Source organism: Streptomyces celluloflavus (assembly GCA_000720995.1).
Taxonomy (GTDB): domain Bacteria; phylum Actinomycetota; class Actinomycetes; order Streptomycetales; family Streptomycetaceae; genus Streptomyces; species Streptomyces celluloflavus.
Map to the genome: position 1 here is coordinate 110,793 of JOEL01000018.1, position 18,112 is coordinate 128,904.

Below are 18,112 nucleotides of genomic sequence, written 5' to 3' on the forward strand. Positions count from 1 at the left end.
CCCGGAAACGCGGGACCGCGCGTGTTCACCCGGAACCAGCGGGCGCCTGTGGCGGGCGGGCACGCGCTCGGTGCGCGCCGGTTCAGTGGGCCGACGGTGTCGGGGACGCCTGCAGGTGCTTGGCCCGGTCGACGCTGCACACCTGCATTCCGAAGGACCGCAGTCGCCACAGGGTCTTCGTCGAGGGTTTCTGGATGGCGTCGGCGTTGGGGTAGCCCTTCTCGTCGTGGGCGACGTTGTTGAGCGCGTAGACCTTGCCCTCGGGCGTCGTGAAGGTGATGGCGAAGCCGCTGTATCGGGTCTTGTCGCAGCGGACCTCGCCCTCCTCGGGCTGCACGGGCCAGGCGGAGCCGAGCTGGCCGGCGGTGATGTGCTGCGGATTGGTCGTCACCGCCGGCCATTTCGTGAGGGCGTCGCCCTCCTGCGCCGAGCAGCCCGAGACGAGCAGCGGGACGGCCAGCCCGGCGGCCGTCGCGATCAGCACGCGGGCTCGTGACGTGCGAGTGGGAGCGGTCATGAGTTTTCCGCCGCCTTTCGTGTGGCGTGGGTGATGCCGAAGGTGCAGAGGGCCGTCACGACGAGGCTCACCGGAAGGGTCACCGAAATGCGGTGCAGATCCAGGTAGTTGGCCCAGGAGTAGGGGATCAGCGCCCACAGGTTCTGCTGCATGGCGGTGCCGCCGACGAGCACGCCGAAGAGGATGCCGATGATCCCGACGACCACCGCGACGGCCTGCGAGGTACGGATGGCCAGCCAGAGGGTGAAGGTGGTGAGCATCGCGCCGACCACCGCGCCGGTGAGCGCGAGCAGCCAGGCATGCCCGGCCGGGACGCCGGCTGTCAGGTAGAGGAGGGCGGTGACCAGCGATACGGCGACCGTGACGGCGACCGCGGCGCCGGTGAGTACGAGAGCGGGGCCCCGGGTGCCGGTGGCCCGCGAGGCGACCGCCCGCCAGCCCTGGCCGGCGGCGCTCCAGACCACCAGGCCCAGTACGAGGGTTCCGATGGGCAGCACCAGCAGGGTGAACAACTGGACACTGGCATCCGGGGCGTGCCAGGACAGCCACAGCGCGATCAGGCCGACCGAGCCGGGGCACAGCCATGTGAGCGCGGTTCCGCGGAGCATGCCGAGCACGGCGGCCACCACCCGGGGACCGCCCGGCTCAAGGTGCGGGGCGGGCTCCGTGACCGTGCCCAGGATCGCCGTGGCCCCCTGCGCGGAAGCCGTCGGCGAGGGCGCCGTCCGGTGCTCGACGGTCCGGGTGCCGGGTCGGCGCAGCCGCGGCAGCAGGAGGAACGGCACCGCGAGCAGCGCCCCCAGGAGGGCGGATGGCCACGGGGAGGCGCTGATGAGCGCGGAGTGGGCCTCCAGGGCGACACCGTTGGCGTGCGTGCCGATCACCGGCAGGGCTCCGCGGTCGAGCCAGGTGAACGGCAACGCCGCCCAGGCGGTGGACTCGGCGTTCACCACCCCCAGCACCGTCCACACGAGTCCCACGGCGAGCGCCACCCGCCACGAGGTCTGCCGTGCCAGCCACAAGATCAGCGCCAGCATGCCGAGTTGCGAGATCCAGGGCACCAGGACGGCTTCCAGCGCGCGGTCGGCGGGGACGCGCTGCGCGCTGGACAGCGCCCCGAGGACGAGCAGGGGCGTACCGGCGCCGAGCACGTTGAGCAGCAGTGACCGTACGGCCAGGACGGCGAACCGGCTCAGCTGCCGGTACGCCGGGCGGACGGGCCGGTACCGGGTGCCGCCGCCGCGGGCGCCGCGGTCGATGCGGGCCGCCGTGGCGACCAGCAGCACGGTGAGCATCGGGCCGACGAACATCGCCCACAGGTTCTGGTACCCGAGGACGTCCTGCCAGGACCTGCCGGGGCCGGCCGAGACGAACACCGCGCTGCTGACGAGGCCGAAGGCCAGTCCGCCCAGCGGCAGATACGCCACGGCGCTGCGTCGCCAGGTGGCGAACTCGGCGCGCAAGGTCGCGGGCAGGCCGGGAACCGGCGCCGTCGGTGCGGCGGTGGTCACGACACCACCGTCCCGGCTTCCTGCGGGTGGCCGGCCAGCGTGAAATAGGCGCGTTCGAGATCCCCGTCCGGCGCCAGTTCGGCCAGGCTTCCCTGGTAGCGCAGGCGCCCTTGTGCGATCAGGCCGATGTCGTCCGCGACGGAGGCGACTTCGCCCAGCAGATGGCTGGAGAGGACGATGGTGCGGCCGGTGTCCGTGAAGCGGCGCATCATGGCGCGCAGCGCGGCGATGCCCTCCGGGTCGAGACCGTTCTGCGGTTCGTCCAGGATGAGCAGGTCCGGGTTGCCCAGCATGGCGATGGCCAAGGCCAGGCGCCCCTTCATGCCGGTGGAGAAGGTCTTGGCCTTCTTCCGTTCCGTGCCGGCGAGTTCGACCGCCGCCAGCGTCCGCTCCACCTCCTCCTCGGGCAGGCCGAGCAGATGTGCGTGCACCATGAGGTTCCGCCGCGCGGACAAGTGGCCGTAGAAACTGGGCCCGTTGACGCTCGCGCCGATGCGGGACAGGGCCTGCCGGTCCCACGGCCGGCCGAACAGCCGCACCTCCCCCCTGGTGGGAGGCAGCAGGCCCAGGATCATTTTCAGCGTGGTCGACTTGCCCGCACCGTTGGGGCCCAGCAGGCCGTAGACCCTGCCGGGGCGTACGAGGAGGTCGGCGGAGTCGACGGCGGTCGAGCGGCGGAAGACCTTGGTCAGGCCCCGCGTCTCGATCACCGGGAGCGCTCCCGGGGGCGTCTGGGGAACCGGTGCCGGTTGCATGGCACTCCTTTCTGCTACGCGCTGTAGCACATTTGGGTGTGGGGATGCCTCATGCGTTGACGGTGGCGAGCGCTCGGCGGGCCGCCGGGGGCGGCCCGCGCGGGAGTCTCAGAGCAGGATGGCCGCGGCGCCGACGGCCGCCACGATCACGGCACGGACCGACCACGCCTGCCAGGCCGGCAGCGTCCGGGGCGGGTCGGCCAGCGCTCTGGCGCGATGGGTGAGTTCGATGCCGGGGTCGAGGAAGGCTATGCCGCCCCCGGCAGGCGCGAGGCCGCGACCGGCCGCCCGGGAGCCGGCCTCGATCTGCGCGCACAGGGCACGGGCCACGGCCGCGGCGCCGTAGGTCTCACGGGCCTCCTGGTCGGCCCGGAGTTCGGCGGCGAGCCGCATCTCGCCGAGGATCGCCTTCCGCCCGGGAATCCACCACCACGACCGCAGGGCACAGGTGGCGAGGAAGATCCACAATGGGTGATGCGCCCGTGCGTGGGCGCGCTCGTGACGGATGATCGCGGACGCCTCGGCGGACTCCGCCACGGCGGCGGCCAGGATGATCCGGGGGCGCACCAGGCCGACCGTACTGGCCAGGCTCCGCGGGGACCCGGCGTCGTCGTCCACGATCCAGATGCCGCCGCACTGGCGGGGCGCCAGCATCGTGACCGTACGTGCGGTGCGCGCCACGCGTAGCGCACCGGCCGCGAACGATACGGCCAGTGACACCAGCGGTACGACGGAGGCCGCCAGTATCAGCTGCGACCCGAGGGCCGACAGGATGTGTGCGGGGTCGGCGTCAGTGATGCCGTTGCTGATGCCCCAGGCGATCGGCGCCCGCCACGGCAGCGCCTCGCGCAACGGGCTGTGCGGCAAGTAGGGCACGGCCACGGCCAGCAGGGGAGTCAAGGCGGCCGCCACCGCGAGGGTGAACCGTTCGCGGGGCGGTAACCGCAGCGTCAGGCGGCGCAGCAGATGCCATGCGCCGACGGTGGCCAGCGGGCACCATACCGCGAGCATCACCTGCGGGTAGCCCAGCCAGTTCGCACTCATGCGGCACCCCCCGGCGCATCCGGCGGTTCCTCCGCACGGGAGTCACGAGGCGGGTCGGTGATGCCGGCCAGCAGGGCGCGCACATGCGCGAGTTGCCCGGCGTCGCCGCTGACCGCCCGGACGAAGTGCGCCACGGCGAGGTCGCCGAATCCGTCGACCACCTGGCGCACCTGCTCGGCGGCCACGCGCTGCTCGACCTCGCGCCGGGACTGCCGTGGCCAGTAGACGTACTGGCGGCCTTCCTTGCGGCGGTCGAGCAGTTCCTTGATGACCAGACGCTCCATCACCGTCTTGATGGTGGTGTACGCCTGGCCGCCGTCCAGGTGCCGGACGCAGCCGGCGACATCCAGCTCGCCCTTCGACCACATGACGTCGAGAATCGCCAGCTCAAGCGGTCCGAAGTGAGCCGCCAGGCCCTGACGCCGTGCATCCCGCGGTGACATGCTACAAACCATAGCAGTTCGTTGTTCCCGTCGGCAGATGTTCAGTACTCGCCGATCGATCCCTCGCGCCGCGCCCGGGACATCCCGGCCGCGAAGGTGGCCAGCCCGATGGGCAGCATCACCGCCGACCAGACGGCCAGGTGCGTCAGCGACGGTGCCACCTGCGCCAGACCGGCGTCGACCAGGAGCGATTTGCGTATCCCGTCCAGCGCCTGGGTGGTGGGCAGCGCCCTCGCGACGGACTGGAGCCAGCCGGGCAGGATCGAGACCGGATACATGACGCCGGAGAGCAACGTGGTCAAGGTGGTGATGCCCCAGCGCACCGGATCACCTCGCTTGGTGATGAGCAGCACGCCGCAGCCGGCCAGTCCGAAACTGCCCAGGGTGAGCACCAGCAGAGCCAGGACGGCCAGTGTCGCCAGCAGGTTCACGGAGACCGGGACGTCGAAGACCGCTCCGAACACCCCGAACATGACCACGGAGCCGAACGTGGTCCCGATCAGCCCACCGACGCCGGAGAACAGCATGACCCGGGTCAGCGGTACGGGCATCACCACCACCGATTCCAGGGTGCCGGTCCGCTGCTCGGTCTGGAGGTGATTGCTGAAGGCCCCCAGACTGACGGCGACGAACCCGGTGAACACCGATCCGGACATCAGGAAACTGATGATGTTGCCGCCGTACCCCTGAATGCCGGCGAACGTGTTCCCCTGCTGGAGGAACTTGCCCATGAGGAGGAACTGGACCAGGGAGACCAGGCCCGTGACGGTGCCCAGCGCGATGGCGGTCCGGTAGGAGCGGCGCTCCCAGTAGATCTGGAGCACATGGACTCCGAACTGCCGGACGACGTTCACCGCACCTCCTGCGAGGACGCCGGTTCGGGTGAGCCGGCCGCCGATGCGTGGCGGACCCGTCCCGCCCCGATCTGAAGGAACCGTCCGGTCGCCGTCCGCACGTCGTCCTCGTTGTGCGTGGAGAACAGGGCGCTGCCGCCGCCCTCGGCGTGGCCGGCGAGGATCCGGTGGAACCGTGCGACGTTCTCGGCGTCCAGGTTCGCCGTGGGTTCGTCGAGCAGCAGCAGTGGTGGACGCCCCAGCAGCGCGCGGGCCAGGCCGAGACGTTTGCGCTGCCCCAGGGACAGCCTCATGAAGGGTGTGCCGGCCTGCTCCGACAACCCCACACGGTCCAGGACGTCCGCCGCCTCGCGCTTGGCGCGGGCGCCGAACAGACCGCGCAACGAGGCGTAGTAGCGCAGGTTCTGGGCGCAGGTGAGCCGGAAGTAGAAGCTGCGCTCCGGGTACAGGGACACTCCGAGGTGTGCCCGCGCGGCCGCCGGGCGGCGCACCATGTCCCGGCCCGCGACGCTCACCGAGCCCGTGGTCGGGGTGATCAGACCGCACAGGATCTTCAACAGCGTCGTCTTGCCGGCCCCGTTCGCCCCGAGCACCGGCACCAGGTGTCCGCCCGCCACGGTGAAGTCCGCTTCGGTGAACACCGGAGTTCCGGCCTTGCGGTAGGACATCGAGACGTTCCGTACGGTCAGCACGCCGCACCTCCGCAGAGCATGGCCTCCGCCGTCGTGATGCGGTCCCGGTCCAGGGAGACGAGCGCGACCGCGGCACCGCCCGAACCGGTCAGGAAGCCGGGCGAGTCGGTCTGCGCCCCCGGGACGTTGTCGTTGCGCAGTCCGAACACGGCGCGCGGATCAGCCATCTCCAGCAGCCGCTCAAGCGTCGCCTGCGCCGGGCCGCCGCACTGCCGCCCGTACGAGGCGGCCACCGCGGCGACGTACCGCTGGACGGTGATCCGGCCCGCGATCCCGTGGCACAGGGAGGGGTTGTCGATGTGCCGCAGCTCGGCCGGGCGCCGCTCGACGGACTCCAGCAGGCCGATGGCGGTGTCGAGGAATCGCTCGTCCACCCTCGCGCAATGGGCCAGCGCGACGGCCCCGCCCAGGTTCCCGTAGCACCACGCGGACCGCGCCAACCCCTGCTGCCCGCGCTGCCGGTCCGGAGGCAGCTTGAAATAGGGCAGGCCGGGGCCGTAGCCGGTGTCCACGAGACAGTCCGTGATCAGTGCGCCCAGGACCGACACCGCGCGGCTCAGCGCCGGTGAGGTCAGACCGCGGGCCGCCGCCGTGCCCAGGAGGGACGCGACACCCGAAATCCCGTGGGCGAAACCGAGGTTCAGATAGCCCCCGTGCAGCTGGGGCGGCCCGTTCCGCTCCACCTCCGTGATCTTTCCGGCGGGCGTCCACAGCCCCAGCGGTGGCGGCACGAGGACCAGTCGGCAGAAACGGTCCACTATGCGCTCGGCCATGGCCCACCGCCGCTCGTCGGCGTCACCGGAGGCGAGGAGGTACATCCCGGCCCCGGCGAGCCCCGAGATCACGTCGTAGTCCGCGCAGGCCAGCCCCCCGGAGGGAGGAAGCGCGGCCAGCTTGTCCTCGACGCGCGTGATCAGGGTGGCCTCCACGTCGTGGAGGGCCCGGCGGTAGCGTTCCCCGCCGCGGGACAGGGCGCGCAGGGCGTAGGCGACCGACGCCGACCCGCCGAACAGCCCGATTCCGAGGTCCACGGTGCGGACGTAGTGCTCGACCAGGCGCCGGGCATGCTCGAAGGCGAGCCGGTCCCAGCCGTCGTCGGGGCGGAGCTCGTCGGCGGCCGAGTACACCAGGGCCATACCGAGGTCGCCCGGATCGGTGCTGAGCGGATGCCATGCCACGGCCGGCTCGCCGGTGAACGGATTCGGAATCCGCAGATCGGCCAGGTCACCGCGGTAGTCGCGCAGCCGGTCCAGAATGTCCCAGCCGGTGTCCACCGCCTTCCGCCGCGCCCGCTCGCCGATCGGTGCGGCGGACACCCGCTTCTCGTCATGCACAGTCACGGCCGGATCGTCCTTCCCTGTATGCCTGGGCGCGCCTGACGGCGTCGAGGAGAAAGAGCGCTTGGTACTCGCGGTGCCGGGGCAGGCCCAGCCGGTTGGCGAACATGTGCAGCAGGCTCTGCAGGGTCATCGCCCGCAGCGGCCAGGGCCGGCCCTCCCGGGTGAGAGCCTCCGCCAGTGCCCGGGTGCCGGGCAGCAGATGGTCGCGGAGCAGCGGGCTCGCCCCGAGCGCCGCGTCCGACGGCGGTCGGCGCACCAGTGGACGGACCGCCCGGCGCAGATCGGGACCCGCCGCGGAGAACTCGGCCCGATAGCCGTTGCCGACGGTCTCCAGGAGATCGCGGGTCTCCCCGTCGGTGAGCTCCAGGGCCGACAGATACCCGTCCAGCAGATGGGCGGCGTCCCGCAGGAGCGAACCCGGCGGGCCGTCCAGTGGTTCCCTGCCGCCGAGCGTGTGCACCGCCCGCGTCACCTCCGGCGCCACGCACAGGAGGGTGCTGCCGGCGAGGATCCGGGACTCGGTGCAGAAAATCTGCTCCGCGATCGGCATGGCGCCGGCTCCGCCGTACCGTTCGAGTTCCCGGACATAGGTGTCGACGGAGAAGCGGTGGGCGAGCCGGTCCCGTACGCACCCGCCGATCACCTCGCGCACCCGCTCGAAGGGCACCGGGCCCGAACGGACTCTGATGCGGAGGTGGTCGGCGGGATCGCCGTAGCGGACGTAGAACCAGTTGTTCGCGAACTCCTCGCCCGCTCCGGCCAGTCGGGACAGGATCTCGTTCTGCGCCTCCCGCTCGCCGTACACCCGCAGATACCACCACTCGTCGCCCGGTGCGAGGGTGCGCAGCGCGTCGGCCGCCACGTCGTAGCGCGGTGCCGCCGGGGGCGGGGGAGCGGAGACCGGTCGGCGGGCGACCGCCGAGAACACCGCCTCGCTCGCGTACCGGCGGCCCGCACGGTCCCGGACGATGCCCATCCGGTGCGGCGCGGGGGCCTGCGCGACGAACTCCGCACCGTCCCCCGCCTCCCGGCGCAGCAGGTCACGGTGGATCCGGTCGGCCAGGTGCAGCAGGAGGCGGTTGTCGTGCGTGCCGATGTGGACGTGGTCCGGCAGCCCGGCCTCGGCCGCCCACCGCACGAGCCGCTCGTCCTGTTCACCGGGAGTTCCCGTCAGCGCCGGGACGCGCCACATGGGCGGGGAGAGGGTCACGCCGCCGAACTCCACCCCGGGCAGGAAGTCTGCCAGCGGCTCCAGCTCGCTCCAGGTCCAGGCGGGCCTGCACACACCGTCCAAGGCGATCTCCTGAAGGAACCGCACCACACCGGTGGCGATCTCCGGGGTGACCAGATTCGCCGTGCGGATCTCCACCGGCCTGCCCGTGGGGGCGTGGACCAGATGGAATCGGCCGCCCTCGACGCCGACCAGCAGGTCCGCGAACGCGATCTGTTCCGGCGCCGGCTCACCGGCGTCCTCCCACACGCCCGTCGTCACCTTCAGCCGGTAGTCGTACACGCTCGGCGCGACCGCCACGTTGTTCACCCGCGACCGGTTGCTGACGTAGTCCAGCTCGCACAGCAGCGCGTCGCCGTGCACCGCCTTCTCGGCGCCGATCACCTCGCGGACGTGCGCCTCGACGGCAGGGTCGCCGTGCGCGAACCTGCCGCCCGCCTTCCCCGCGGGGGTCGCCACGCCGACCGGGGACAACGTGATCCGGATGTCTTCCCCTTCTCCCCGGTCGAGCTGGAAGAACACGTCATAGCTCGTCGGCGGCGTCCCGGCCGCGGCCGGGAACGCGGCGAGATCCTCCGGCGTGATCGTCACGGTGGTGGTGCCGGTGCGCCGGGCGCGGTCGATCAGGGCGGCCCGCAGCCGACGGCCCGCGAGGAAGGACTCGTCGCCGTGCTGCACTCCTTCGTTCGGCCGGTGCGGCGAGGACGGGTACCCGGCGGGGGCGCCGATGCCCCGTACGGGGTCGAACAGGCGGTGCAGCGGGACGAGCGACCGGCCGAAGGTGTCGGCGAACAGCTCGGTATGGCGCCGGAGTTCCGGGAAGCCGGACGACAGGAGCGACATCCGCATCAGTGCGTCCACCGCCGCCTCGATCTCCGGCGCGATGTGCGCGGGCACCTGCCCCGACATCGCCAGGGACAGGTCGACCTGGAGCTGTTCCTGCACCGCGTTGCCGTCGGTCCGCAACGCGGCGTAAACGGCCCGCAGTTCGCGGGTTCCCTCGCCGACCGCGGTGGCGCGATAGGAGGCGATGGCCTCCCGCGCGGCCCGCAGCCGCTGCGCCAGCCGGCCGTCCCCGCCCTGGCAGGCGCGGGTCCACCGGGCCATGGGATCGGTGTCGAAGGCCGACGGCGTCAACTCGGTGAGGAGGATCCCGTGCCGGACGAGCTGGCCGACGAAACGGGCCAGTACCTCGCGGTCGGCGTCCGGGAACGCCTCGGCGAGGCTTTCCCGTATCGCCGCGAGCGCAACGGGGCGGTGGGCCATGCCGATGGCGTGCCGGACCGGCGGTGTGTGTCTGACGCTGGACGTCTCGTTGACCTTTCCTTCGTCCGCCTGGGGGTTCACCATCACCGCGATGCGGTCGCCGGTCAGGTACGCGGTGGGGTTGGCCACCACGCGCAACCGGGGGCCGAGGCCGGCCACGGCGAGATCGGTGAGGTCCTTGAGATAGGTGAAGCCGACCCGGGCGTGCTTCCGGTGCTCTTCGCGTCGGCCCAGCACGAGCGGCTCGGCCCCGAGACCGACGACCGCGGTCCCTCCGAAGACACCGAAGGGCGTGGTGCGCGTGGCGATGCGCAGCGCGTATTTCAGCAGCGCCCGGTAAAGCGAGTGAATCTTTTTGCCGTGTGTCCGGTGACCGCCGCCCGCGGCGGCCGGCGCCGACAGCAGAGAGTCGACCTGATCCGCGAGAACGGAGCTGGCCACGCACACGGACTCCCGGAAGACCGCCTCGGACCACAGTCGGCGAATTCCGTCGAGCGGATCGCGGTCGGCCGGCCGATCCGGATAGAAGTCGGTGGGCAGGATGGGGGACCGGAGCAGTACGCGGTGCGATATTTGATATTCAGAACGCGTCATGAGCAGTATTCGTCACCAATTCAGTGATGCCGTTGCGGCCAGAATCTCGCTGAGGTCCAGCAGTGTTTCGTCCGTGCCGTACCAGGACTGCACCCCGGTCAGGTTGAGGATGACTTCGTCTACGTCGGCGGCTGCGTATTCGGCCAGACCGGCGGCAATGTCGGCGGGTCTGCCGTAGAGGAATGCGCCACCGGCAACCAGTGCCCGTGCGGCGGCGGTGGAATCTCCTGTCGAAACGTCGATTCCGGCTCGGGCCAGCATGTCCGCGTAGTGCGGCAGCACGAGGTGTCCGCCCGCGGCCAGATGGGCCAGTCCGGCCGGATGTCGGCCCCGCCGGGCCACCGCCACGGGAACCGCGGCGATGACGCGAGGGCGGGGCCGGGCGGCCGAGGCGGCGCCCTCGGCCACTTCGGGCACCACGACCCGCCGCACGTAGTCGGCGGGGGTCAGCCAGGTGAGCGCCGCATCGGCGACCTCTCCTGCGGTCCGCGCCATCCGGCGCCGCAGGACGCCCAGCGCGAGCTGGACGCGCGGGTGCGCCACCGGTGGCAACGTCTGCCCCGCGTGGAAGTACCGGTGAGCGGAGCCGGCGCTTCGGGCCGGGGGATCCCAGGGCTGCGCCAAGCAGTCCCGGGTGGCCCGCAGGAATTCGGCACTTGCCGCGACGGGGTCGCCGTAGGGCGCGCCCAGCCTGGTGCGTTGCACCGCCCGGCTGCCCGGCCCGTATCCGATGACGGCCGGATGCCCGGTGACGGCGGCCACGGTCCGTGCCTCCAGCGCCGCCTGGGCCGGGTGCCGCAGCGGCGTGACCAGAACGGAGGTGCCCGCCGGGACCCGATACCCCGCTCCGGCCAGATAGGCGAAGGTCGCGGCCGGTTCCAGCCCGTAGCTCTGGCCCTGCCAGAGGCGGGTGAGCTGGGAGTCATGGGCCACGTGGCGCGCGAACGGTACGGCCTGCTCGACCGTCCCGGGAACCGTCGGTAAGAGCAGCGAAAGCCTCATCGCCGCCCTGCCGGCGGGAGCCCCAGGCTCCTCAGATAGGAGTCCGACAGCACCGCCGAGCACGGATCGTCCCCGGTGACAGCCGGTTCCGCCAGTTCCCAGTGGTCGATCAGCCGGCTCGTCACCTTGATCAACTCCTGGTCACCGGAGTCCAGTACGGCTCTGACCAGCCGGTCCTCGACCTTGTGGCGCAACGAGACCGCGAACGGGCTGTCGCACTCCGGCAGACAAGGCCCCTGGTAGAGAAGCAGGGCGTCAGCCGGCCTCCCCGCCTCGACGAGAGCGAGGGCCGTCAGCGCGTCGACCGCAACGGGCTCGGGCAGCACATAGCGACGGCCGGGCGCCACGTAGTGCACGGCGATGCCCAGCTTGCGGGCCCGGTACGCCAAGGTGGGCAGGGTCGAGGCGGACACATCCCGTTCGTACATGCGATGGTGCAGGCCGTCGCGGCTCATGGACCCGCCGGCCGCGGCCAGCGCCGTGATGAACTCCATCGTCCTGCTGCTGGTGACCGGCCTGCCGTCGACTTCGAACCGGCCCAGAACGCTGATCTGCGACCCGGCCGGCAGATCCACCCTCAGTTGCGCGTCAAAGTCGAAATGCGGAAGCGCGGGCGATACGGAGAACATCTTTTCGATATACGCCACTTGCCTTGATGATGCCGTTCCCGACATTCGTCACTACTCCCCCGATTGCATTCACGATGATCACCCGAAGGGCGAGCGTGACGCGGACTTCAGTCATTCCGCCCAACGGGTAGTGCATACACTTGCTACACGCTATCGCAAGATGTCGGATGGTCAACAAGGCATTACGCATCCCGCATTACTGCGGAAACGCCAGAAGTATCAGAAGCCCCAGCGCCGGGAGCAATTACCTCCGCCTTCCCTGCATATCGGGCAAATGGGGTGGTTTCCGTGTGACTCCCGTGTGATCGGCGTGTGAATTGCGCTTGGCAGGCTGTGCCTCGGCGAACGCGACGACCGTTCGCAACGACTCCGCATGAGCACCTGGAGAAAGGGAAAGAAATGTCTGACTTCGACCTCGACGCCAAGGTTGTGGACAACGAGACCGGCGAGCCGGCCCCCCGGATCACCAGTTGGTCGCTCTGCACCCCGGGCTGCGTCACCGCCGCGGGCTGCACCACGAGCGTCTGTACCCAGGGCTGTCACGTCAGCAAGTAAGCAGGTCCGGTCCGTTTCCGGCGAGACGGTTCCGAGCGCCGGGGCCGTGGCCGGACTCCCGTACCCCGCTGCGGCCCCGACGGGCCCGGACCACGCCATGGTCCGGGCCCGCCTCGTCCGTTGCTCCCGCCTTCGCGCTCCCGCCGAAGAGCCGGCCGGCGGTAGGGCCCGGCGCTCCGGCCCCCGCTCCGAACCAGGTACTTGCCAGGGGCCTTCGGGACTACGCCAGGACGGGAATCGAGGCCGGCCCGCGAACGAGACGGGTGTGCCGCCAGTCCAGTCGATCAGGCGGTACGGCAAGCCGGATTCCGGGGAACCGGATCAGTACCGCTCGCAGAGCGATCTCCGCCTCGGCCTTGGCCAGGGGAGCGCCGACACAGCGGTGGATGCCGTGGCCGAAGCTGAGATGGGAGGCGGCGTTTCGGTCCAGGTCGAGCAGGTCCGGCGACGGAAACCGCTCCGGGTCACGGTTGGCGGCTCCCAGAGCGACCAGTACCGGGACACCGGCCGGGATATCGGTACCGCCGAGCGTGACGGCCTCCGTGGTGAACCGGAAGGTGGCTGTACTGACGGGGGAATCGAACCGAAGCAGTTCGTCCAGCACGGCTGGGACATCGTCCGGATTCTTCCGAAGGTGATCCAGCTCGGCAGGGCGCTGGAGCAGCGCCAGGGCGGCGTTGCCGAGGAAGTTGGTGGTGGTTTCGTGCCCGGCCACGAGCAGCAGCACCGCCAGAGAGACCAGCTCTTCCTCGCTCAGACGGTCGTTTCCGTCGCGAGCCGATATGAGCCGGTCAAGCAGAGAGTTACCGGGGTCCAGGCGCTTGGCGGCGATGAGGCCCGCCATGTAGTCGGCCAGGGAATGCGAGGCCGCGTCGATGACATCGGGCTTGCCTGCCGCGAACAGCTCTCCGGACCAGCGCTGGACGTCGGGCCGCTCTCCCTCCGGTACTCCGAGCAGTTCGCAGATCACGATGACCGGCAGTGGTGCCGCCAGGCCGGCCACGAAGTCGAACTGTTCGCCGACGGGCCACTGATCCAGCAACTCGTCGGTGACCCGGGCAATGAACGGACGCAGCTCCGCGACGGCCCCGGTCGTGAACGCCTTGGTCACCAGCTTGCGCAGCCGGGTGTGCCGGGGTGGGTCGCTGGCCAGCATGGTGTGCGCCACCGCAGGGTGCAGGCGACGCCGTGACCCCTTGCCCGCGAAGAAGGCGGCCGTGTCCTTCGAAAGCCGAGGGTCGCCGAGAGCTTCCCTCGCTTCCGCGTAGCCGGTGACCAGATAGCTGATGTGCCCATCGGACCCGGTGGGCACGGATTGCACCGGGCACCTGGACCGCATGGCCGCATAGGTGGGGTAGGGGTCCTGGAAAAAGCTGGGGCCTTGAGTCGGGTCGGTCATGCTTTCAGGCTCCAACAGGTTCTGGCCGGCCGTCATCGGCGACGCGCCCGACACGGTGCGCGTAGGCGTCGGCCACCAGGAGGAGCCACTCCGTGTCCGCTCGGAGGTCCTTGCGGGAGGCGGCCTCGGCCGCCCGGTAGGAGGTGGAAGCCCGCAGCAGCCCGTCCCGCGCGCTGACGGGGTGGCTTGCACGGGCTTCGGCCTCCAGACGCTCGGCGGTGGACAGCCAGGCGTCGTGACGGCCGTTGTAGTCGCCGGAGGTGACCTGGGAGGCGGTTGCGACGACTTCACCGACGTCCGAGCCGCCGTGGACGGCCAGGCCGAGATGACGCAGGGTCTCGAATCAGAACTGCTGATCGTCCTGGAACATCAGCTGCTGCATCGCATCTCCCTCTCAAGGAGGGCCCGGAAGGTGCGCGGGGGCCGACCGGTGAGGCGCTGGACGGTGTCGGTGATGCGGTCCTCCGCCCCTTCGGCGATGGCACGGTCCATGCCGGCCAGCATTGCGGCGAACTCCACCGGCACCTGCGTCGTGAGATGGTCGCGCATCTGCTCGTAGGACAGGCGGTGGTGGGCAACGGTTCGGCCGGTGACCTCGGTGATGACCGTGGCGATGTCGTCGTGGCCGAGTGCCTCGGGTCCGGTGAGGACGAGATCGGTGTCGGGGGCTTGCTCGTCGGTCAGCGCGTGCACGGCGACGGCCGCGATGTCCTCGGCGTCGACGAAGCCGACCCGGCCGCTTTCGGTGGCGGTCCGGATGATGCCCTCGTCGCGGATGCTGCGGGCGTGCGCGTGCGTGCCGGTGAAGTTCTGCATGAACCACGAGGGGCGCAGTACCGCCCACTGTTCGAAGAGATCGGTCAGGGCTCGGTGCACCTTTCCCACCGCCGGGCCGCCCTCGGGGATGGCCGAGGAGCTCAGCAGCACCGCGCGGTGCACGCCGGCGGTGCGGGCCTGATGGAGGAACGGCAGCATGGTCGCCGCGGGGTCGGAGTCGCCCAGGGGCGGTATGAGGTAGACGCGGTCGACGCCGTTGAGGGCGGCCGCGTGGGTGGCGGGGTCGTACCAGTCGAAGGGGACCGGCTCGGCGCCGGCGACCGGGGCGGCCCGGCGGCTGGCGGCTTTGACGCGGTGGCCCGCGGCCGTCAGCTGTGCGGCGGTGCGGCTGCCGGTGGTGCCGGTGGCGCCGATGACCAGAGTGGTGCCGGCGGTGGTCATCGGCTGCTCCCGGTGAAGTCGGTGCCGGGTGCCTGGACGGCGAGGGGGTTCCAGTAGTCGCGGTAGGAGGTGATGTGCCCGTCTCGAACGGTCACGACGGCGATGTAGGTCATGGCGAAGGGAGCGTCGCTCTCCACCAGGCGGCCGACGCCGCGCATCTCGACCACGATGGTCTGCGGATCGGTGGTCTGGTGGATCCGCAGGTCGGGGAAGTCATGCAGGTCGATGTGGTCGGGGTAGTGCCGCATGTAGGCGGCGATGGCCTCCTGGCCCTCCAGACGCCGGGGCCAGCCGTCGGGGGCGAAGGGGAACTCCATGAGGCCGTCCTCGGCCCACAGGGCGACCCACGCGGGAATGTTCTTGTCGAGCAGCAGTCGCAGGCTGTGGCGGTACAGATCCGCCGGAGAAGTCGATGCGTGCATGGGTATCCTCAGCTCTAGAATACGGACCCTGGGTCCGGTTTGACGATACGGACCACGGGTCCGGTTTGCAACTGGAGGAGCAGCATGCCCGACGGCAAGTCCCGCAAAGACGCCGCCCGTAACCGGGAGGCGGTGCTCGCAGCCGCCGACGCCCTTTTCGCCCGTCGTGAAAGTCCCGCCGACATCACCATGGCCGACGTCGCTTCAGCGGCCGGCGTCGGCAAGGGCACGCTCTTCCGGGCCTTCGGGGATCGCGCCGGGCTGCTCCGCGCGCTGTACGAGGCGCGGCTCGAACCGATCAGGCAGGCCGTCGAAGCCGGCCCAGCGCCCCTGGGGCCCACGACCCCACCGCGGGATCGCGTACCCGCCCTGCTGGACGCCGTCCTCTGTTTCAAACTCGACAACCGGCGCCTCGCGCTGGCCCTGGAGGAAAACGGGAGCGGCAGCCCGTACCAGGCGGAGCACTACGAGCGGTGGCACGGCCTGCTCCAAGCCGTACTGGAGCAGATCCCCGGCCTGACCGACAGTGACTTCACCGCCCACGCCCTGCTCGCCGCCACACGAGCCGACCTCGTCGAGCACCTGGCCGGCGAAGAGCGCATTCCGCGGGAGCAAATGCGGGCACAGTTCGCGAACTTCGTCACCAGAGTTCTGGCCTCCGGCTCACTGCAAGGGGTGACCGCCGAGGAGTGATCAAGGATCGGCGAGTCCTTGATCAGCGGGGCCTCTCGCAGACGGTCCTTTGCGCGAGCAAGATCAATCACGAGCCGCCGAACTCCCGCAGAACTCGGATTTGCTCTCAGAACCCGTTCTCACTCAAAAGCGGGACGTGCCCCCTTCCAAGACTTGCATTGTGCGAAAACCCAGGCCCATGACGGACCCTCAGCAGCCCTCCCCGAGCGACCGGACGGACGCCGACGACGTCGAACAGCACGCCTGTCCGAAGTGTGACGCCCGGCCCGGCTCGCCCTGCCGCTCGCGCGGCGGCGCGGTCGCCTCCGCCTGCCACACCCGCCGCTTCGCCATGGTGCCCCGGCCGAAGAAGGCACTGCGGGTGCCCACGGGGGTGCGGGTGGCGGCGGAGCCGGCGACGGCGTCGACCAGGTGCACGACCTCGCCGACGGTCGTGTCCGCGCGTCCGGCACAGTGCACCGGGCCGAGGAAGCGTAGGTGGAACGCATGGCGGTGGACATGAAGCGCGGGCCTTCGCGATCCGGGAGGCTAACGCACGCGTTCGCGCAGCGCGAGCACGGTGGCGGCGTCGGCCAACTCCCGCTGGGGAACCCTGCCGCGTGCCCTCTTCGGGGGCGTCGACGTAGCTGATCCGCCGCAGGCACCTCTACAGCGCCACGCGGTCTTTGACGAATAGGCGTTGGGTCCGGGTCTTGCTCGGCGCCCCGTCGGAGCATCACGCCGGCGGCCACCTCGTCGCCGGGCGTTTCGCGCGGGATACCGAGGACCGCCACGTCCTGCAGGTCGGGGTGTCGGTGGAGCACGCCCTCGGACTCGCGTGGATGCGCCGAGCGCCTGCGGCATCCGGTGTCGAACCTCAGAGCGCCCGCTCCGCCTCGGGGTGCGCATCGCAGGCGCGTACGGCGGACAGGGATTGCTTCTGCCGGCCGTCCGCGTCGAAGTTGTCCGGCGAAAGCCACTCCCGCAGCGCCTTGCCGACCTGGGGCCACTCGGCGTCGATGACGGAGTACCAGGCGGTGTCCCGGCTGCGGCCCTTGTAGACCACGGCTTGGCGGAAGATCCCCTCGAAGGTGAAACCGAGCCGCTGTGCCGCCCTGCGCGAGGGCTCGTTGAGGCTGTCGCACTTCCACTCGTAGCGCCGGTAGCCAAGCTCGTCGAAGACGTAGGACATCAGCAGGAACTGTGCTTCCGTCGAGATCGGGGTCTGCTTGAGCAGGGGCGAGAACGCCACGTTTCCCACCTCGACGACGCCGTTGGACGGGTCTTGGCGCATCAGGGAGAGGGTGCCCACCGCCTTGCCGCTGCGCAGGTCGATGACCGCGTAGTGCAGAGGGTCGTCCGCCTGCGTCACCGTCACCACGTAGCCGCGGTAGTCGTCCCGGCTCCCGAACGGACCGGCCATCATGTAAGTCCAGTCCCTGCCGTCCGCCGCGCGGGCGTAGGCGGAGTACAGGTCGTCGGTGTGCCGGTCCGCGTCCAGCGGTTCCACCCGGCAGAAGCGGCCGTCGAGGGTGACCCGGGCGGACGCCGGACGGACCGTCCAGTCGGGCAGCGGGTGGCCGATGGGCTGGCCGTATTCATTCAGACGTGCGGACATTCTCTTCTCCCGCTTCGTGTCGGTTGCTGCCAGGCTAGGCAACCGGTGGACCCCCGGTAAGGTCCATAACGGAGTCATTCCATAGGTCCACTCCCGTTCTGTCCGCGAGGGGGCAGGGTGCACGAGCAGTGGAGGCTCCGGACCGCTCAACTACACGATCGTCGAACTTTCGTACACGCTGGCCCGGTTCAGGCGCGCCCAAACCGGACTGAAGCCGGCGCGGCGCACCGGATTCGCGGCACACCTCTAGCCGCAATACCGGTGACTTTGGTGGTTTGGGGTCGTTGGGTGGGGTGTGCCAAGGCCCGGACAGGTGAAGTCGTCAGCGGACGAGCGGCTTTCGGATCGGA

General features: G+C 70.6%; 18 protein-coding genes. 3 read left to right on the plus strand and 15 right to left on the minus strand.

What is annotated here, in order from left to right; all coding sequences use genetic code 11:
- Positions 1 to 82: 82 nt before the first annotated feature.
- The 11 genes from IH09_RS19065 to IH09_RS19115 form a co-directional block, all read right to left on the minus strand.
- Complete coding sequence (locus tag IH09_RS19065) at positions 83 to 517, minus strand: hypothetical protein (RefSeq protein WP_190233339.1); 435 nt, start codon at positions 515 to 517, stop codon at positions 83 to 85.
- Entirely contained in the window at positions 514 to 2,028 is a 1,515-nt protein-coding gene (locus IH09_RS19070; protein WP_052857697.1) for a hypothetical protein, read from the minus strand. Before IH09_RS19070 ends, IH09_RS19065 begins: the two co-directional genes overlap by 4 nt.
- Positions 2,025 to 2,738 carry an ATP-binding cassette domain-containing protein gene (locus IH09_RS19075; RefSeq protein WP_205379647.1) on the minus strand — a complete coding sequence of 238 codons (714 nt, stop codon included), beginning with the start codon at positions 2,736 to 2,738 and terminating at the stop codon, positions 2,025 to 2,027. Before IH09_RS19075 ends, IH09_RS19070 begins: the two co-directional genes overlap by 4 nt.
- A 153-nt stretch (positions 2,739 to 2,891) precedes the next feature.
- The gene (locus IH09_RS19080; protein WP_052857701.1) at positions 2,892 to 3,827 is read right to left on the minus strand and encodes a M48 family metalloprotease; all 936 of its coding nucleotides are present in this window, start codon (positions 3,825 to 3,827) and stop codon (positions 2,892 to 2,894) included.
- On the minus strand, positions 3,824 to 4,270 hold the full coding sequence (locus tag IH09_RS19085; RefSeq protein ID WP_052857703.1) for a BlaI/MecI/CopY family transcriptional regulator: 447 nt from the start codon (positions 4,268 to 4,270) through the stop codon (positions 3,824 to 3,826). Before IH09_RS19085 ends, IH09_RS19080 begins: the two co-directional genes overlap by 4 nt.
- A 41-nt stretch (positions 4,271 to 4,311) precedes the next feature.
- Entirely contained in the window at positions 4,312 to 5,124 is an 813-nt protein-coding gene (locus tag IH09_RS19090; protein ID WP_052857705.1) for an ABC transporter permease, read from the minus strand.
- Positions 5,121 to 5,816, minus strand: a complete 696-nt coding sequence (ccmA, locus tag IH09_RS19095) for a heme ABC exporter ATP-binding protein CcmA (protein WP_052857707.1) — start codon at positions 5,814 to 5,816, stop codon at positions 5,121 to 5,123. Before ccmA ends, IH09_RS19090 begins: the two co-directional genes overlap by 4 nt.
- Positions 5,810 to 7,156, minus strand: coding sequence for a lanthionine synthetase LanC family protein (locus IH09_RS19100; protein ID WP_190233340.1), 1,347 nt, complete (start codon positions 7,154 to 7,156; stop codon positions 5,810 to 5,812). The genes ccmA and IH09_RS19100 overlap by 7 nt, the downstream gene beginning before the upstream one ends.
- A complete protein-coding gene (locus IH09_RS19105; RefSeq protein ID WP_052857710.1) occupies positions 7,143 to 10,247 on the minus strand; it encodes a lantibiotic dehydratase in 3,105 nt (1,034 codons plus the stop codon). The genes IH09_RS19100 and IH09_RS19105 overlap by 14 nt, the downstream gene beginning before the upstream one ends.
- A 12-nt stretch (positions 10,248 to 10,259) precedes the next feature.
- Positions 10,260 to 11,180, minus strand: coding sequence for an LLM class flavin-dependent oxidoreductase (locus IH09_RS19110; protein WP_244934229.1), 921 nt, complete (start codon positions 11,178 to 11,180; stop codon positions 10,260 to 10,262).
- Between the two features lie 65 nt (positions 11,181 to 11,245).
- Complete coding sequence (locus tag IH09_RS19115; protein WP_052857714.1) at positions 11,246 to 11,896, minus strand: hypothetical protein; 651 nt, start codon at positions 11,894 to 11,896, stop codon at positions 11,246 to 11,248.
- Positions 11,897 to 12,277: 381 nt separating this feature from the next.
- Here IH09_RS19115 and IH09_RS37460 point away from each other — a divergent pair, with 381 nt between their 5' ends.
- Positions 12,278 to 12,433 carry a gallidermin/nisin family lantibiotic gene (locus tag IH09_RS37460; protein ID WP_094794630.1) on the plus strand — a complete coding sequence of 52 codons (156 nt, stop codon included), beginning with the start codon at positions 12,278 to 12,280 and terminating at the stop codon, positions 12,431 to 12,433.
- 220 nt (positions 12,434 to 12,653) lie between these two features.
- On the opposite strand, the gene IH09_RS19120 is transcribed toward IH09_RS37460, so the two are convergent.
- The 3 genes from IH09_RS19120 to IH09_RS19130 all read right to left on the minus strand — a co-directional run bounded on the left by IH09_RS19120 (position 12,654) and on the right by IH09_RS19130 (position 15,472).
- Positions 12,654 to 13,832: a cytochrome P450 family protein gene (locus IH09_RS19120; RefSeq protein ID WP_052857717.1), complete on the minus strand. Its 1,179-nt coding sequence runs from the start codon at positions 13,830 to 13,832 to the stop codon at positions 12,654 to 12,656.
- 369 nt (positions 13,833 to 14,201) lie between these two features.
- Positions 14,202 to 15,050: an NmrA family NAD(P)-binding protein gene (locus IH09_RS19125; protein ID WP_052857719.1), complete on the minus strand. Its 849-nt coding sequence runs from the start codon at positions 15,048 to 15,050 to the stop codon at positions 14,202 to 14,204.
- Complete coding sequence (locus IH09_RS19130) at positions 15,047 to 15,472, minus strand: nuclear transport factor 2 family protein (RefSeq protein WP_052857722.1); 426 nt, start codon at positions 15,470 to 15,472, stop codon at positions 15,047 to 15,049. Before IH09_RS19130 ends, IH09_RS19125 begins: the two co-directional genes overlap by 4 nt.
- Positions 15,473 to 15,556: 84 nt before the next feature.
- Here IH09_RS19130 and IH09_RS19135 point away from each other — a divergent pair, with 84 nt between their 5' ends.
- Positions 15,557 to 16,165, plus strand: coding sequence for a TetR/AcrR family transcriptional regulator (locus IH09_RS19135; protein ID WP_052857726.1), 609 nt, complete (start codon positions 15,557 to 15,559; stop codon positions 16,163 to 16,165).
- A 178-nt stretch (positions 16,166 to 16,343) separates the two neighbouring features.
- The gene (locus tag IH09_RS40855; protein ID WP_446750519.1) at positions 16,344 to 16,667 is read left to right on the plus strand and encodes a zinc finger domain-containing protein; all 324 of its coding nucleotides are present in this window, start codon (positions 16,344 to 16,346) and stop codon (positions 16,665 to 16,667) included.
- A gap of 354 nt (positions 16,668 to 17,021) precedes the next feature.
- On the opposite strand, the gene IH09_RS19145 is transcribed toward IH09_RS40855, so the two are convergent.
- Positions 17,022 to 17,762 (minus strand): GNAT family N-acetyltransferase, encoded by a 741-nt coding sequence (locus tag IH09_RS19145; RefSeq protein ID WP_052857735.1) that lies wholly within the window; start codon positions 17,760 to 17,762, stop codon positions 17,022 to 17,024.
- Positions 17,763 to 18,112 lie beyond the last annotated feature (350 nt).

Bases quoted from the DNA above. Each gene is read 5' to 3' on its own strand.
- IH09_RS19065 (WP_190233339.1), bottom strand. From the start codon at position 517: ATGACCGCTCCCACTCGCACGTCACGAGCCCGCGTGCTGATCGCGACG.
- IH09_RS19080 (WP_052857701.1), bottom strand. From the start codon at position 3,827: ATGAGTGCGAACTGGCTGGGCTACCCGCAGGTGATGCTCGCGGTATGG.
- IH09_RS19085 (WP_052857703.1), bottom strand. From the start codon at position 4,270: ATGTCACCGCGGGATGCACGGCGTCAGGGCCTGGCGGCTCACTTCGGA.
- IH09_RS19105 (WP_052857710.1), bottom strand. From the start codon at position 10,247: ATGACGCGTTCTGAATATCAAATATCGCACCGCGTACTGCTCCGGTCC.
- IH09_RS37460 (WP_094794630.1), top strand. From the start codon at position 12,278: ATGTCTGACTTCGACCTCGACGCCAAGGTTGTGGACAACGAGACCGGC.
- IH09_RS19120 (WP_052857717.1), bottom strand. From the start codon at position 13,832: ATGACCGACCCGACTCAAGGCCCCAGCTTTTTCCAGGACCCCTACCCC.
- IH09_RS19125 (WP_052857719.1), bottom strand. From the start codon at position 15,050: ATGACCACCGCCGGCACCACTCTGGTCATCGGCGCCACCGGCACCACC.
- IH09_RS19130 (WP_052857722.1), bottom strand. From the start codon at position 15,472: ATGCACGCATCGACTTCTCCGGCGGATCTGTACCGCCACAGCCTGCGA.
- IH09_RS19135 (WP_052857726.1), top strand. From the start codon at position 15,557: ATGCCCGACGGCAAGTCCCGCAAAGACGCCGCCCGTAACCGGGAGGCG.
- IH09_RS40855 (WP_446750519.1), top strand. From the start codon at position 16,344: ATGACGGACCCTCAGCAGCCCTCCCCGAGCGACCGGACGGACGCCGAC.
- IH09_RS19145 (WP_052857735.1), bottom strand. From the start codon at position 17,762: ATGTCCGCACGTCTGAATGAATACGGCCAGCCCATCGGCCACCCGCTG.